We start from the raw sequence: 14,400 nt of genomic DNA on the forward strand, positions 1-14,400 counted from the left end.
CCGGTATCGGCGCCACACTCCCCCTATGGCAACGAACTGGGCGGCATTCGCCGCGGCCGAACCCGAGCTGGCCGGCACCGTCGAGGCGCGCTTCGGCGCCTTCACGCACCACGTCCTGGCGACCCTGCGCAAGGACGGCTCCCCCCGCACCACCGGCCTGGAGGTGCGCTTCCTCGACGGCGAACTGTGGCTGGGCATGATGCCGGGCTCGCTCAAGGCGCTCGACCTGCGCCGCGACGCCCGCTTCGCGCTCCAGGCCAACCCCGGCGAGGGCACGGGCATGGGCGGCGGGGACGTACGGATCGCCGGGCGGGCGGTGGAGGTGCGGGACCCGCGGGAGAAGGCCCGGTACAGCGAAGAGGTGGAACCGCCGGAGCCGTTCCACCTCTTCCGCGCCGAGCTGACGGAGGTCGTGCGGACCTACGTCGAGGACGACACGTACCTGGTCGTCCAGATCTGGCAGCCGGACCGCGCCCTGCGCACGGTCAAGCGCACCTGAGCCCTCTCAGAAGGGGGCTCACTCCCACTCGATCGTGCCCGGCGGCTTGCTCGTCACATCGAGCACGACCCGGTTGACGTCCTTCACCTCGTTGGTGATCCGGGTGGAGATCTTCGCGAGCACCTCGTACGGCAGCCGCGACCAGTCGGCGGTCATCGCGTCCTCGGAGGAGACGGGGCGCAGCACGATCGGGTGACCGTAGGTGCGGCCGTCGCCCTGGACGCCGACGCTGCGGACGTCGGCGAGCAGCACCACCGGGCACTGCCAGATGTCGCGGTCGAGACCAGCGGCCGTCAGTTCCTCACGGGCGATGGCGTCGGCCTCGCGGAGCAGGTCGAGCCGCTCCTTGGTGACCTCGCCGACGATACGGATGCCCAGGCCGGGGCCGGGGAACGGCTGGCGCTGGACAATCTCGTCCGGCAGGCCCAGCTCCTGGCCGACCATGCGGACCTCGTCCTTGAACAGCTTGCGCAGCGGTTCGATGAGCTTGAACTCAAGGTCCTCGGGGAGGCCGCCCACGTTGTGGTGGGACTTGATGTTGGCGGTGCCGGTGCCGCCGCCGGACTCGACGACGTCGGGGTAGAGGGTGCCCTGGACCAGGAACTCGACGGCCGGACCCGCGTCGGCGATGATCTCGGCCTGCGCCTGCTCGAAGACGCGGATGAACTCCCGGCCGATGATCTTCCGCTTCTCCTCGGGGTCGGAGACCCCGGCGAGCGCCGCCAGGAACCGCTCCTCCGCGTCCACGACCTTCAGCTGCACGCCGGTCGCGGCCACGAAGTCCTTCTCGACCTGCTCGGTCTCGCCCTTGCGCATCAGGCCGTGGTCGACGTACACGCAGGTCAGCTGGGAGCCGATGGCCTTCTGGACGAGGGCGGCGGCGACCGCGGAGTCCACGCCGCCGGACAGCCCGCAGATCGCCCGCTTGTCGCCGACCTGGGCGCGGATCGCCTCGACCTGCTCCTCGATGACGTTGCCGGTGGTCCAGTCCGGCTTCAGGCCCGCGCCGCGGTACAGGAAGTGCTCCATGACCTGCTGGCCGTGCGTGGAGTGCATGACCTCGGGGTGGTACTGGACGCCGTACAGCTTCTTCTCGTCGTTCTCGAAGGCGGCGACCGGGACGACGTCGGTGGACGCGGTCACGGTGAAGCCCTCGGGGGCGGCGGAGCAGGCGTCGCCGTGGGACATCCACACGGACTGCTCGTCCGGGGTGCCCTCGAAGAGGGTGGAGGACGCCTTGGAGACGTGCAGCGGGGTACGGCCGTACTCCCGGGCGCCGGTGTTGTCGACGGTGCCGCCGAGGGCCTGGGCCATCAGCTGGAAGCCGTAGCACATGCCGAAGACGGGGACGCCGGACTCGAAGATCGCGCGGTCCAGGCGCGGGGCGCCCTCCGCGTACACCGACGAGGGACCGCCGGAGAGGATGATCGCCGCCGGGTTCTTGGCGAGCATCTCTGCCACCGGCATGGTGCTCGGCACGATCTCGCTGTAGACCCGCGCCTCGCGGACGCGTCGGGCGATGAGCTGGGCGTACTGCGCGCCGAAGTCGACGACCAGGACGGTGTCGGGGGCGGCGGCGGGGGTCGCTGGTGACACGGGTTGCCTTCCGGCGGCTTGAAAGGGGCTGTGCCGTCGATTCTACGGGGCGGCCACGGGTGGCCCCCGAGTCCGGCCGTCTCAGGATGCGAACCGGCTTGGAGGTCCCCGGGGCGCGCGGCATACTGGGCGCCATGCTCACGCACCAGACCTACGTCTTTACCTATGGCAACCGGCCCACCGGCTGCCATGGTCGTGCTGCTTGAGCAACTGACAAGCCACATCCCAGGCGCCCCGGGCCGACGAGGTCCGGGGCGTCTGGCGTTTCCGGGCCGTGTCGATCCGGGACCCCCGATCCCCAAGGAGTCCCCCATGACCGCCCTCGACGTGACCGGCGCCCGTACCGCGGACGCCGCCGATGTGATCACCGGCGCCCGGGAGCGCGTCGACGCGCTCGACGACCGGATCATCGGTCTGATCCAGGAACGGATGGCGGTCTCCGCCGTCATCCAGGAGGCCCGGATCTCCTCCGGCGGCCGTCGGGTGAACCTCTCCCGCGAGATGGAGGTCCTCGGCCACTACCGGGAGGCGCTGGGCAAGCCGGGCACGGCCCTCGCGATGACGCTCCTGGAGCTGTGCCGCGGCAGGATCTGAGCCCCGTTCCGCGAGGGGGAAACCCCGTTCCCGGCACAGACGTACGCATCCCTCTCACCCGTACGGAGCGTGACGCGGCCCACGCCCCTTCGTTGTTCCCGGTGTCCGTGCCAGCCAGGGGCGGGCCCGAAAGAACCACGCGTGGCTCACTGGGGCGATGAGACGTGCGGATCGTGCCGTGCGTCGTGGGACCTCGCTCCAGACCGTGACCGGACGGCAGGGGACAGCAGCCCGGTCACCCAAGGGGTCGGCTCCGGGGACGCCCGGGGCCGACCGGCGGAACCCCCAGAAGAGACCCGGAACACTCCCCGCAGACGCCCAGAACACCCCCGGAAACTCCCAGGACGTCTACGAAAGCGGCGCGACCCCCCCGGCGCCGCCCCCGCGCACCGGCGAAGCCCTGACGCCGGTGCCGACGGAGAAGGGCCCCGCGGCCGAGCACCGCGGGGCCCTTCGCTGTGCCCGGACACCTCCGAGCCGCTGGGACGCATCCCAACCGGCGTGACACCGCGACCGACCCGGCGCGACACCCCGATCCGGCGTGACACCCCGATCCGGCGCGACACCAGACCCGGCGTGACACCCCAACCCGGCGCAACACCAGACCCGATGCGACACCAGACCCGGCGCGACCCCGACCCGATGTGGCACCCCAACCCGGCGCGGCACCCCAACCCGATGTGGCACCCCAACCCGATGTGACGCAGGCCACATTAAATTTCCGTGAGCGCCGGGACAACCATTCCCCCACGTCGCGGATCAAACCTGCTGAACCAAGGGCCACACTCGCGCCGCGGGGCTCGGAGCCCACCCGCCCAGACGTGCTGCGGCACAGCAGCACGCCGACTCCTCGATAGAGGTCCTCATGAAGCTTCGCCGTGCTGTCGCGGCGGCGGCCGCCACCGCCGCGATAGCCCCGCTGGCACTGCTGTCGGCCCCGGCCGCCTACGCGACCGGTGACACGTCCTCGTCGCCCTCGGTGTCCGCCTCGGTCACGGAGTCCCCCGCCGACAGCGCGTCGCCGTCGGACTCGACGACCGCTCCGGCGCCGAGCACCTCGCAGTCCGAGACCTCGGGCGAGACCACCACGACGCCCCCGGCGCCCTCGGACTCCGCGAGCCAGTCCGCGACGTCGTCCGCCAGCCCGACCGAGTCGGCCACGGGGAGCGCCTCCCCCAGCCCGAGCCCGTCGGAGACGGCCGGTGAGGAGAAGCCCGAGCCCTGCGCCGACACCGACGCGGACATCGCGCTGAGCGACTCGCTGACCAGCGGTCTGTCCAGGCTGCCCGAGACGATCGTGGCCGGGAGCGGCTGGACCTCGTTCAAGTTCAACGTCTCCAACAAGGGCGACGAGACGATCAAGGACATCGTTCCGCTGATCGGTGTCGCCGCGATCGGCTGGGACGAGAAGGACTACTCGGGCCAGCTCAGCGTCCAGGTCCTCGACAAGGCCAGCGGCAGCTGGCGGACGCTCGCCGACGCGGCCGGTGAGGGCGCGACCCTCTCCGCCTTCTCGCTCGGCGCGGGCCAGTCGACCTCGTTCCAGCTGCGGCTCAACGTCAGCGGCAAGGTGCCCGACGCCATCGGTCTGACCGGCGGCTTCGCCCAGTACTCGACGGAGGACGGCCTCTGCTGGCTCGCCGACGACCCGAACGGCTGGATCTACCTCTTCGACATCCTGGCCGCCGGTTCGGACGCCGGTAACCCGGGCGACGCCAAGCCGCAGGGCGGCATGGGCGACCTCGACGAGGTGGGCAAGGTCGCGGCCACCGGCAGCCTCGCCGAGACCGGTTCCAGCTCCGCGCTGCCGATGATCGGCCTCGTCGGCGGTGTCGCCGTGGTGGCCGGTGCGGGCGCGGTGTTCGCGGTGCGGCGGCGGAAGGCCGACGCCGACGCCTGACGGGTGCCCAGCACCAAAGACAGAGGGACCTGCGCTCGGAGGGGGGCGCAGGTCCTTCTTGCTTCCCGCACCCTCGGCCTCACTTCCGGCCTTGCCCCCGGCTCACGCCTTCGGCGGCACCGTGGGTATCCCCAGGAACGGCAGCCGCAGCGCCCCGAACGCGTCCGCCGGGACGACCGGCGACTTGGGCGCGACCGGTTGCAGACGCTCGTACGCCACTCCCTGCGCGGGACGCGGGTCGGCCTCGCCCTTGTTCGGCCAGTACGACATCGCCCGTTCGGCCTGCGCGGTGATGGTGAGGGACGGGTTGACGCCCAGGTTCGCGGAGACGGCCGCGCCGTCGACGACCGAGATGCCGGGGTGGCCGTAGAGGCGGTGGTACGGGTCGATGACGCCGGTCTCGGCGGAGTCGCCGATGGGGCAGCCGCCCAGGAAGTGGGCGGTGAGCGGGGTGCCCATGAGTTCGCCGACGTTGGAGCCGGGGAAGCCGTTGATCTCGGTGGCGATCGCGGACGCCGCCTCGGTCGCGGCCTTGATCTGCTTGGGGTTGGGGGCGCCGTGGCCCTGCCGGGCGGTGAGCAGCCCCTTGCCGACGCCGCCCGGTTTCAGATACGTCGTCAGGGAGTTGTCCAGCGACTGCATGACCAGGCCGATGATGGTCCGCTCGGACCAGCGGCGGTTGGACATCGAGCGCAGGACCAGCATCGGGTGGCGGGCGGCGTTGCCCAGCCAGGCCAGCAGGCGGGACGAGCCCTCGGCGTACGGCACCTGGAGGATGGACAGGCCGCCCATCGAGTTGGAGCCCTTGCCGTAGCGGACGGGTTCGATGTGGGTGTTGGCGTCCGGGTGGATGGAGGACGTGATGGCGACGCCGCGGGTGAAGTCGGCCTTGGCCTTGCCGGTGAGCCTGCGGTAGCGGCGGTCGCTGGTCTGCGCGCCGACGAGGGCCTCGGAGTTGGTGCGGGTCAGCTCGCCGAGGCGCTGGGACATGTACGGCAGTTGTCCGCCCGCCCGCATCCGGTGCAGCAGGGTCTGGGTGCCGTAGGTCCCGGCGGCGAGGACGACGCGCCGGGCGGTGAAGACGCGGCCGTCGCGCTTCTTCCTCCTGTCGGTCGGCACGGTGGTGACGGCGTAGCCGCCGCGGGAGTCGTCCGTGAGCAAGACCACCGTCGTCATCGGGTGGACGACCGCGCCCGCCTTCTCGGCGAGGTGGAGGTAGTTCTCGGTGAGGTTGTTCTTCGCGCCGTGGCGGCAGCCGGTCATGCACTCGCCGCACTCGTTGCAGGCGGTGCGCTCCGGGCCCGCGCCGCCGAAGTACGGGTCGGGCACCTTCTCGCCCGGCTTGGCCCTGGCCGTTCCGTCGGCGTCCTTGCCGTCGCCGTAGAAGACGCCGACCGGGGCGAGGTGGAAGGTGTCGCCGCACCCCATCCGTTCCGCCGCCGCCTTCAGATGGACGTCGGAGGGGGTCATGGTGGGGTTGAGCCGCACCCCGAGCATGCGCTGGGCCTGGTCGTAGTACGGCTTCAGTTCCTGTTGCCAGTCGGTGATGTCGCGCCACTGGGGGTCGTCGAAGAACGCCTTGGGCGGCACGTAGAGGGTGTTGGCGTAGTTGAGGGAGCCGCCGCCGACGCCCGCGCCTGCCAGGACCATGACATTTCCAAGGAGATGGATGCGCTGGAGGCCGTACATGCCGAGCTTGGGTGCCCACAGGTAGTTCCTGAGGTCCCAGGAGTTCTTGGGGAGTGTGTCGCGGGTGAAGCGGCGACCGGCCTCCAGGACGCCGACGCGGTAGCCCTTCTCCGTCAGGCGCAGGGCGGTGACGGAGCCGCCGAAGCCCGATCCGACGACGATGACGTCGTAGTCGTAGTCATGGGTGTCCTGGGGCACGGTCGCTCCTCGTTGAGTACGTGCTGGGGGTGGGGCGCGGTCAGCGGAAGCGGAACGCCTTCATCAGGCGCAGGCTGCGGCTCATGAAGGCCGCGTACTTCTCGTCGTCCATGCCGAGAGCCGGAGCCATCGGCAGCAGGCGCTGGTGGGCGACCGTCTGGGCCTCGGTGTACTTGAGGATGCCCTCGGCGCCGTGGCGGCGGCCGAGCCCGGAGTCCTTCATGCCGCCCATCGGGGACTGGACGCTGCCGTAGGCGGAGGCGTAGCCCTCGTTGATGTTGACGGTGCCGGTGCGCAGCCGGGCGGCGAGGGCGCGGCCACGGCGGGCGTCCTTGGTCCAGACCGAGGAGTTGAGGCCGTACGGCGTGGCGTTGGCGCGCTCCACCGCCTCGTCGTCGGAGGTGAAGCGGTAGACGGCGACGACCGGGCCGAAGGTCTCGTCGCCGCACACGGTCATGGACTCCGTGACGCCGTCGAGGATGGTCGGCTCGTAGAAGTGCGGCCCGATGTCGGGGCGCGCGGTGCCGCCCGCGAGGATCGTGGCGCCCTTGGCGACGGCCTCCTCCACGTGGTGGATGACGGTCTGCAACTGGCCCGGACCGGCCAGCGACCCCATGTCGGCGCCGTAGGCGAGGGAGGTGCCGAGCCGCATCGCCTTGGTGCGGGCGGCGAAGCGCTCCAGGAAGGCGTCGGCGACGGACTCGTGGACGTACAGCCGTTCGACGGAGATGCACAGTTGGCCCGCGGAGGAGAAGCACGCGCGCACGGCTCCCGCGGCGGCCTTGTCGAGGTCGGCGTCGTCCAGGACCAGCATGGCGTTCTTGCCGCCGAGTTCGAGGGAGACGCCGACCAGGCGGGCGGCGGCGCCCTGGGCGACCTCGCGGCCGGTGCGGGTGGAGCCGGTGAAGGAGACGTAGTCGGCGTGCCGGACGACCTCGGGGCCGACGACCGGTCCGTCACCGATCACGACCTGCCAGACGTCGGCGGGCAGTCCCGCCTCCACCAGCAGGTCCCGTGCCCACAGGGCCGTCAGGCAGGTCTCCGTGTCCGGCTTCATCACGACCGCGTTCCCCGCGACGAAGGCGGGCAGCGCGTCGCCGACCGACAGCTCCAGCGGGTAGTTCCAGGGGGCGATGTGGCCTACGACGCCCCGCGGGTGGCGCACTTCGGTGACCCGGGTCAGCGCGGGTACCGCACCGGCGTGCCGCTTGGGCTTCAGATAGGCGGCGGCGCGGCGGCCGTAGTGCCGGGCGGCGACGGCGACGGCCTGCACCTCCTCGTGGGCGTGCAGCCGGGCCTTGCCGGTCTCGAGCTGGATCAGGTCGAGCACCTCGGCCTGGCGTTCCAGCACCAGGTCGTGGAAGCGCAGCAGGACGGCGGCCCGCTGCCGGAGCGGCACCTGCGCCCAGACGGTCTGTGCGGCACGGGCCGCCTCGAAGGCCCGCGCCACGTCCTCGGGCGTGGACTCGGGCAGGTCGGCCAGCTTCTCGCCGGTGAACGGCGTGTGGTTGGCGGTCCGTCCGGAACCGGTCACGCCCTTGGTGAGCTGGGCGACCAGCTCCGGGGTGACCACATCGGCTGCGGTACGGGCGCCCGCCGGGGCGGGGGCGAGGGGGTTGGTGCCGATCCGACCGGCGTGACCGGTCTCTTCCTTGGCCTGCGCGTCCGTCATGAGCCGCAGGGTATGCCTGGGCGCGGGGTTTGTGTACCCGTCGGTAATGGGGATTCACCGACTGCACACAACACGCCAGTGAACGCTGGCAACAAACGCCCTGATCAGGGCGTCGTTCCATACGCGTTCAGTCGTTTCCGATCTCGAGCCGATCACGGGCGCCCTCGAACACCGCCGTGCCCTCGCGCTCGTTCGCGGTGCCCTTGGGCATGTCGACGCGCAGTTGGTACATGCGGCGGTCGTCGGTGCGGATCAGCAGTTCCAGCACACGGGTCGGGACCGGGGAGCCGCCCTGGTGGTGCGTGGTGTCGGCGAGCACCGCCTCGTAACCCCGCATGCGGGTGCGGGCGTAGTGCGTGCGGGCGCCCTCCCAGGCCTCGTGCGCCCGGCGCGCCTGACTCATCGGGGAGCGGGGGGCCGTGTCCCACTGGGTGAGGCGGACCTGGACGGGCTTCTCGGCGTCGGCGTAGACGACCAGGCGGGGCGGGTGGGCGGCGCCGCCCCGCCTCATGGACTCCTGGTAGGCCCTGGGGAGGGCGAGGACGACGTTCATGTCCTTCTCGTAGTGCTTCGCCCAAATATCAGCCGTATCAGCTGTATCGGTGGCGCCCAGCCAGATGACGGCGAGGAGGAGCGTGCCGAGGAGGACGAGAACGGCGGGACGACGAAGACGGCGGCGGGGCGCCTCCACCCCGGGAACCGGTTCCGCCACGGGCTCCGGCTCAGGCACCGGCGCCGCGACCTCCTCGCCCGCCACCGCCGCGAGCGTCGCCGCCGCTTCCCCCGGCTCCGGCCGCCGCGCGGGATCCACCGCCCGCAACCGCGCGATCAGCGGTTCCAGCACACCCCCGCCCTCGACGGACGCGGCCAGCAGCGCCCCCAGCGACCACAGGTCGGACGCCGGACCCGCGCCCCGCCCCGCGATCCGCTCGGGCGCGACGAACCCCTCGTCGCCGTCGCCCCCGTTCGCCATCCCGAAGTCGGTGACGACGACCCGCCCGCTGCCCGACTCGACCAGCACGTTGGCGGGCTTCACGTCCCGGTGCACGATCCCGACGGAGTGCGCGGCGCGCAGGGCGCCCAGTACGGCGAGGCCTATCCGGGCCGCCTCCGGCGGATCGAGCGGGCCGCGCCCGATCAGCCGGTCCAGGGTCTCGCCGCGCACCAACTCCATGACGATCCAGGGGAGTCCGTCCGCGCCGTCGCCTTCCTCCACCACCACGTCGTGCACGGACACGGCCGACGGATGCTCGACGCGGGCGGCGGCGCGGGCCTCGCGGTAGAGCCGGTGGGCGGCGCGCCGGTACTCCTCGCCCTCCGGATCGCCCGGTAACCGGGGCTCCTTCACGGCGACCTCACGGCCCGCCCGTTCGTCGTACGCCCGCCAGACGGTGCCCGTGGCGCCGGAGCCGAGGCGCTCGACGAGGCGGTAGCGCCCGGCCAGCAGTCGTCCGTCGTCCCGCTGTGCTCCGCCGTCAGTCATCGTCTACAGGCTCTTGACGTCCCAGTTGTCGACGACGATCCGCGCGATCGCACGGCTGTCGTCGGCGAAGTGGCCCTCGGCGGGGCCGTCGATGGAGAGCCGGTACAGATCGCCGTTGCCCGCGACGTAGTAGTAGATCCGGTACTCGCGCTTGCGCGGGTTCTCGGTGTCGTCGGTCGAGTAGACGATGGTGTTCTCGGCGGCCTTCTTCTCCTTGTACGTCGTCTCCTTGGGCTCGCCCTCGGGGGCGGGCTCGGCGGCGATGTCCCAGCCGTACTCACCGTCCTTGAGCGTCTCCCAGTCCGCGTAGGCCTGGTCGAGCGCCCTGGTGGGCAGCGCGTCGTCCTTGTCGTCCTTCTTGATGTCGCGGTCGGCGGTGACCGTCATCAGTCCGCTGGGGTCGGCGTACGTCACGACCGTCCCGTCCGCGTCCTCCGCGGGCGGCAGCTTCTCGAACCCGTCCGGCAGCGCGACACTGACGCCGGTCTTCGCGCCGAGGTCCTGCTGCTTCCACCCGTCCGGCAACGGCCCCGCGAACGGCTCCGCGATCACCAGATACGCCGCCACCGCCGCCGCGACCACCGCCGCGCCGAGCCCGAGCAGGACCCCCCGGCCGACCCGGACGCCGGGCCGGTCGGCGCCACCGGCGACGGTCACGACCTGCGTCTGCGCGGGCGGCGCCGGAGGGCTGGCGGTGGCCTCCAGCAGGGCGCGCACCTGGGCGGCGTTCGGCCGGTGGGCCGGGTCCTTCTGGAGCAGGCCGTTGATGGCGTCGGCGAGCGGGCCCCGCGCGGACGCGGGCGGCGCGGGCGTGGCGTTGAGGACGGACTGCAGGGTGGCGGGCGTGTTGCTGCGCCGGAACGGCGACACGCCCTCCGTCGCCGCGTACAGCACGACGCCCAGCGACCACAGGTCGGAGGCGGGGCCGGGGCGCTGGCCGAGCACCCGCTCCGGGGCGATGTACTCGGGGGAGCCGACGAAGCCGCCGGTGTCGGTGAGGTTGGTCTCGCCCTCGATCTGGGCGATGCCGAAGTCCGTGAGGACGACCCGGTCGTGCCGCCCGAGCAGGACGTTGTCCGGCTTCACGTCCCGGTGCAGGATGCCCGCCGCGTGCGCGGCCTCCAGCGCGCCGAGCACCTCCAGGCCGATCCGGGCGGCCTCGCGCGCGTCGAGCGTGCCCTCCTGGAGCGCGGCGCCGAGGGAACGTCCCTGCACCAGCTCCATCACGATCCACGGCTGGCCGTCCACGACCGCGACGTCATGCACGTTCACCACCGCGGGGTGGTCGAGCCGGGCCGCGGCGCGGGCCTCGCGGCGCATCCGCTCGAAGGCGTTGGCCCGTTCACGCTCGGGAAGATGGTCCGGCACGCGCGGCTCCTTGACCGCCACCTCCCGGTCCACCGTCTCGTCCTTGGCGCGCCAGACCGTGCCCATGCCGCCGTGCCCGAGCTTGGCGATCAGCCGGTAGCGTCCGGCGATCAGCCGCCCGGCGCCGGGGTCCTCGACGGGCGGGACGGCCTGCGGCTGCGGCGGCACGACCTGGGTGGGCGCCAGGTAGGGGTTGTCCGGGTGCGGCATACCCGCGGGCGGGTTCGGCGGTTGCAGACCAAAACTCGTCGGCTCGTCGGCCCCGTAGCGGGCTCCCCCGTTGTTGCTCATGGCCTCATGCATATCGCGCCGGGCGCTCCCGTATCCACTTCGGGGCTCGCGCGGTCACAGACCCGTGACGCAGGCTGCCGCTTATCTCCCATTTATGGGCCTACCGCTGTGCGTACCACTGCGTGTACCGGTATGCGTACCACTACGTGTACCGGTATGCGTACCACTGCGTGTACCGCTATGCGTACCGCTTCCGGAGGGCGACACGGAGGGCTTGACCGAGGACGGCGCGGTCGTCGTCACGGTCGTCACCGTCCCCGGCGTCGGGCCCAACGGCGTACCGTCCCCGCCGACCAGCAGCGCCACCGCCGACACCCCCGCGACGGCGACCGCGGCCACCAGCACCACCGCCGCCAAAACGCTTCTGCGCGGCCGTACCAGGCGCCCCGGACCCTCGGGGACCGGTAGTTCCGGCACCCGCCCCGTCACCCGGAACTCCCGCAGCATCCGCTCCGCCGCCACCGCGTCCAGCCGCCGGTCCGGGTCGCGCTCCAGCAGCCCGCGCAGCACCGGCAGCAGCGGCCCGGCCTGCGCGGGCGGCCGGATCTCGTCCGACAGCACGGCGTGCAGGACGCCGCCCAGCGAGTCCCGGTGGAACGGCGACCGCCCGCTCAGCGCCGCGCACAGCAGCGCGCCCAGCGACCACAGATCGGCGGCGGGACTCGTGCCGCCCCCGGACATCCGCTCGGGCGCGGTGTACTCGGGCGAGCCGACGAAGGTGCCGCTCTCGGTGAGCGTGGTGGCGCCGGGGATCTGGGCCACCCCGAAGTCGGTGAGGACGACCCGGTCGGTGCCGGACTCGACCAGCACGTTGGCGGGCTTGATGTCGCGGTGCAGCACCCCGGCCGCATGGGCGGTGCGCAGCGCGCCGAGCAGTCCGATGCCGATCCGCGCGGCCTCACGCACGTCGAGGGGCCCGTTCCCGGCGATCCGGTCGGCGAGGGAGTCGCCGTCCACGAACTCCATGACCAGGTAGGGCCGTTCGTCGTGCTCCACCACATCGTGTACGACGATGATGTTCGGGTGCCGCAGCCGGGCCACCGCCCGCGCCTCGCGCAGGGTGCTCTCCCGCTGCCGCCGGGCCTCCTCGGCGGTGAGGGAGGGATCGAGGAACAGCTCCTTGACCGCGACCCGGCGGCCGAGCAGCTGGTCCCTGGCCCGCCAGACGACGCCCATGCCGCCCCGCCCGAGCGGCGCCTCCAGCCGGTAACGGCCCGCTATGACACGCCCGTCCGACCCCTCGGTCCCCATGCGTCTCATGATGCCGCAGACGGAGAGACCGACTCCGTTACGCGGGCACGAAGTTGGCCGACAACCGACGCCCGAGCGGGCTCAGGCCACCCCCGGCCGCCATCCCTGCAGTACCGTCCGGAACTGCTCGCGCGTCGTCTCCCAGTCCGCCGCCGGGGAGGACATGTAGATCGCGTACTCCGTGCCCTCCCGGTCGAAGTAGATCTGGTCGATGGCGTGCCGCGGCCCGGGGAACTCGGTGTCCTTGGCCAGCGCGGTCCAGGTGTACTCCCACAGCGCGCCGGGCCGGTCCCGGTAGACGTTCTCCTCCAGGGTCACCCGCTGGTAGTCGACGAGCCGCTGGAGCTGCTGTTCGAGGTCGACCACATGGTCGTAGGGGCTGGCGAAGTCCGGGGAGTCGTCGACGGCGATCCGGATGAAGGTCCGGCCGCCGTCGGGCGTGTAGTCGATCTGCCCGCCGGACTCCACCCGTTCCCAGTCCGCGCCGGGCAGCGCCAGGCTGAAGCCCGCCGGGTCCTCCTTGCGCACCCAGCCGTCGGGCAGCGCGCCGCCACCGGAGTCGGGCGTCGGGGAGACGGAGTCGGAGGGCGTGGGGGTGGGGGTGGGCGTAGGGGTGGGCGACGCGGACACCGACGTACCGCCGTCGCCCCGCTGCTGCCGCCCCTCGTCCCACGCCATGATCCCCACCGCCGTGCCGCCACCGACCAGTGCGGCGAGTACGACGACCAGGGCTAGCGTGCGCAGCCGCTGCCGCCGGGACCGCACGGGCGGCGGGGCACCGGCGCCGGGCATCGCCGCCCTCGTGTGCGCCCGCGTGTCACGGACGGTGCCGGGCCCGCTCGCCGCGAGCACTCCGGTCGTGGCGGTCGGCCCGGTCACGGGGCCCGGGGGCACGGCGTGGCCGGTCGGCACATACTCCTGGGCCTCGCGGGGCCGCCGTCCCTCCGCCGCCTCGGCCAGCATCCGTTCGGCCGCCGCCGAGTCGGGCCGTTCGGCCGGATCCTTGCGCAGCAGCGCGGTGATGACGGGCGCGAGCGGACCGGCGTAGCGCGCCTGGTCGGCGTCCTCCTCGACGACGGCCTGCATGGTGGACAGCGGCGAGGTCCGCCGGAACGGCGATCTGCCCTCCACCGCCGTGTACAGCGTCGCGCCGAGCGCCCAGAGGTCGGAGGCGGGGCCCGGGTCGTGGCCGCGGACCCGCTCGGGGGCGAGGTAGTCGACGGAGCCGACGACCTCTCCGGTGCGGGTGATGGTGTTGTCGCCCTCGATCTGCGCGATGCCGAAGTCCGTGAGCAGGACGCGTCCGTCGCGGGCGAGCAGGACGTTGCCGGGCTTGATGTCGCGGTGCAGGACACCGGCGGTGTGCGCGGCGCGCAGGGCGCGCAGCACCCACAGGCCGATCCGGGCGGCCTCGGCCGGGGCGAGGCGACCACCCTCCTTGACCGCGTCGGCCAGCGAGTGGCCCTCGACCAGCTCCATCACGATCCATGGGCGGCTGTCGTGGTCGAGGACGTCGTGCACGGTGACGACGGCGGAGTGGTTGATCCGCGCGGCGGCGCGCGCCTCCGCGCGGGTGCGGGCCAGGAGGCGCTCCTGGTCGCTCTCGGAGACATAGTGCGCGGCGGTCAGTTCCTTGATGGCGACGGCCCGGTGCAGCACCTCGTCGTGGGCGCGCCACACCCGGCCCATGCCGCCGCTGCCGATGATGTCGGCGAGCCGGTAGCGGCCCGCGACAAGCAGGCCCTGCATCTGATCCACGTTTCCCCGCAATGTTCTTGACAGGTTCAGGTTAGGGACCCTCACCCATCCGGGGAACCTGCACGGGCCCAAGGAGACCGCACTGTGACGGTTGTCGCTTT

Annotated in this window: 11 protein-coding genes; 3 read left to right on the forward strand and 8 right to left on the reverse strand. The window is 72.4% G+C overall.

Annotated features, from left to right (window positions below; translation table 11 throughout):
* Window positions 1-25 precede the first annotated feature (25 nt).
* Window positions 26-499: a pyridoxamine 5'-phosphate oxidase family protein gene (locus ACFVQG_RS34550; protein ID WP_383391407.1), complete on the forward strand. Its 474-nt coding sequence runs from the start codon at window positions 26-28 to the stop codon at window positions 497-499.
* An 18-nt stretch (window positions 500-517) separates the two neighbouring features.
* Here ACFVQG_RS34550 and guaA read toward each other — a convergent pair whose 3' ends face one another.
* The gene (gene guaA, locus ACFVQG_RS34555) at window positions 518-2,095 is read right to left on the reverse strand and encodes a glutamine-hydrolyzing GMP synthase (protein WP_383391410.1); all 1,578 of its coding nucleotides are present in this window, start codon (window positions 2,093-2,095) and stop codon (window positions 518-520) included.
* Window positions 2,096-2,407: 312 nt separating this feature from the next.
* Here guaA and ACFVQG_RS34560 point away from each other — a divergent pair, with 312 nt between their 5' ends.
* Window positions 2,408-2,689: a chorismate mutase gene (locus ACFVQG_RS34560; protein WP_383391413.1), complete on the forward strand. Its 282-nt coding sequence runs from the start codon at window positions 2,408-2,410 to the stop codon at window positions 2,687-2,689.
* Window positions 2,690-3,634: 945 nt separating this feature from the next.
* On the opposite strand, the gene ACFVQG_RS34565 is transcribed toward ACFVQG_RS34560, so the two are convergent.
* Complete coding sequence (locus ACFVQG_RS34565; protein ID WP_383391416.1) at window positions 3,635-4,015, reverse strand: hypothetical protein; 381 nt, start codon at window positions 4,013-4,015, stop codon at window positions 3,635-3,637.
* Between ACFVQG_RS34565 and ACFVQG_RS34570 the strand changes: the two genes are divergently transcribed.
* The gene (locus tag ACFVQG_RS34570) at window positions 3,987-4,589 is read left to right on the forward strand and encodes an LAETG motif-containing sortase-dependent surface protein (RefSeq protein WP_383391418.1); all 603 of its coding nucleotides are present in this window, start codon (window positions 3,987-3,989) and stop codon (window positions 4,587-4,589) included. The two genes, ACFVQG_RS34565 and ACFVQG_RS34570, sit on opposite strands and share 29 nt — an antisense overlap.
* A gap of 102 nt (window positions 4,590-4,691) precedes the next feature.
* On the opposite strand, the gene ACFVQG_RS34575 is transcribed toward ACFVQG_RS34570, so the two are convergent.
* The 6 genes from ACFVQG_RS34575 to ACFVQG_RS34600 form a co-directional block, all read right to left on the reverse strand.
* Window positions 4,692-6,476: a GMC family oxidoreductase N-terminal domain-containing protein gene (locus tag ACFVQG_RS34575; RefSeq protein ID WP_383391421.1), complete on the reverse strand. Its 1,785-nt coding sequence runs from the start codon at window positions 6,474-6,476 to the stop codon at window positions 4,692-4,694.
* 40 nt (window positions 6,477-6,516) lie between these two features.
* A complete protein-coding gene (locus tag ACFVQG_RS34580; RefSeq protein ID WP_383391423.1) occupies window positions 6,517-8,148 on the reverse strand; it encodes a succinic semialdehyde dehydrogenase in 1,632 nt (543 codons plus the stop codon).
* Between the two features lie 127 nt (window positions 8,149-8,275).
* Window positions 8,276-9,631: a serine/threonine-protein kinase gene (locus ACFVQG_RS34585; protein WP_383391426.1), complete on the reverse strand. Its 1,356-nt coding sequence runs from the start codon at window positions 9,629-9,631 to the stop codon at window positions 8,276-8,278.
* 3 nt (window positions 9,632-9,634) lie between these two features.
* The gene (locus ACFVQG_RS34590) at window positions 9,635-11,290 is read right to left on the reverse strand and encodes a serine/threonine-protein kinase (protein WP_383391429.1); all 1,656 of its coding nucleotides are present in this window, start codon (window positions 11,288-11,290) and stop codon (window positions 9,635-9,637) included.
* 81 nt (window positions 11,291-11,371) lie between these two features.
* Window positions 11,372-12,541 carry a serine/threonine-protein kinase gene (locus ACFVQG_RS34595; protein ID WP_383391432.1) on the reverse strand — a complete coding sequence of 390 codons (1,170 nt, stop codon included), beginning with the start codon at window positions 12,539-12,541 and terminating at the stop codon, window positions 11,372-11,374.
* An 81-nt stretch (window positions 12,542-12,622) separates the two neighbouring features.
* Window positions 12,623-14,290, reverse strand: a complete 1,668-nt coding sequence (locus tag ACFVQG_RS34600; protein WP_383391436.1) for a serine/threonine-protein kinase — start codon at window positions 14,288-14,290, stop codon at window positions 12,623-12,625.
* Between the last annotated feature and the right edge of the window lie 110 nt (window positions 14,291-14,400).

It is taken from the genome of Streptomyces sp. NPDC057877, from assembly GCF_042796855.1.
In the GTDB taxonomy this organism is placed as follows: domain Bacteria; phylum Actinomycetota; class Actinomycetes; order Streptomycetales; family Streptomycetaceae; genus Streptomyces.

What these genes read in the sequence shown, in the direction of transcription:
- ACFVQG_RS34590 (WP_383391429.1), bottom strand. Translation starts at nt 11,290, where the DNA reads ATGAGCAACAACGGGGGAGCCCGCTACGGGGCCGACGAGCCGACGAGT.
- ACFVQG_RS34580 (WP_383391423.1), bottom strand. Translation starts at nt 8,148, where the DNA reads ATGACGGACGCGCAGGCCAAGGAAGAGACCGGTCACGCCGGTCGGATC.
- ACFVQG_RS34600 (WP_383391436.1), bottom strand. Translation starts at nt 14,290, where the DNA reads ATGCAGGGCCTGCTTGTCGCGGGCCGCTACCGGCTCGCCGACATCATC.
- ACFVQG_RS34595 (WP_383391432.1), bottom strand. Translation starts at nt 12,541, where the DNA reads ATGGGGACCGAGGGGTCGGACGGGCGTGTCATAGCGGGCCGTTACCGG.
- ACFVQG_RS34550 (WP_383391407.1), top strand. Translation starts at nt 26, where the DNA reads ATGGCAACGAACTGGGCGGCATTCGCCGCGGCCGAACCCGAGCTGGCC.
- ACFVQG_RS34560 (WP_383391413.1), top strand. Translation starts at nt 2,408, where the DNA reads ATGACCGCCCTCGACGTGACCGGCGCCCGTACCGCGGACGCCGCCGAT.
- ACFVQG_RS34585 (WP_383391426.1), bottom strand. Translation starts at nt 9,631, where the DNA reads ATGACTGACGGCGGAGCACAGCGGGACGACGGACGACTGCTGGCCGGG.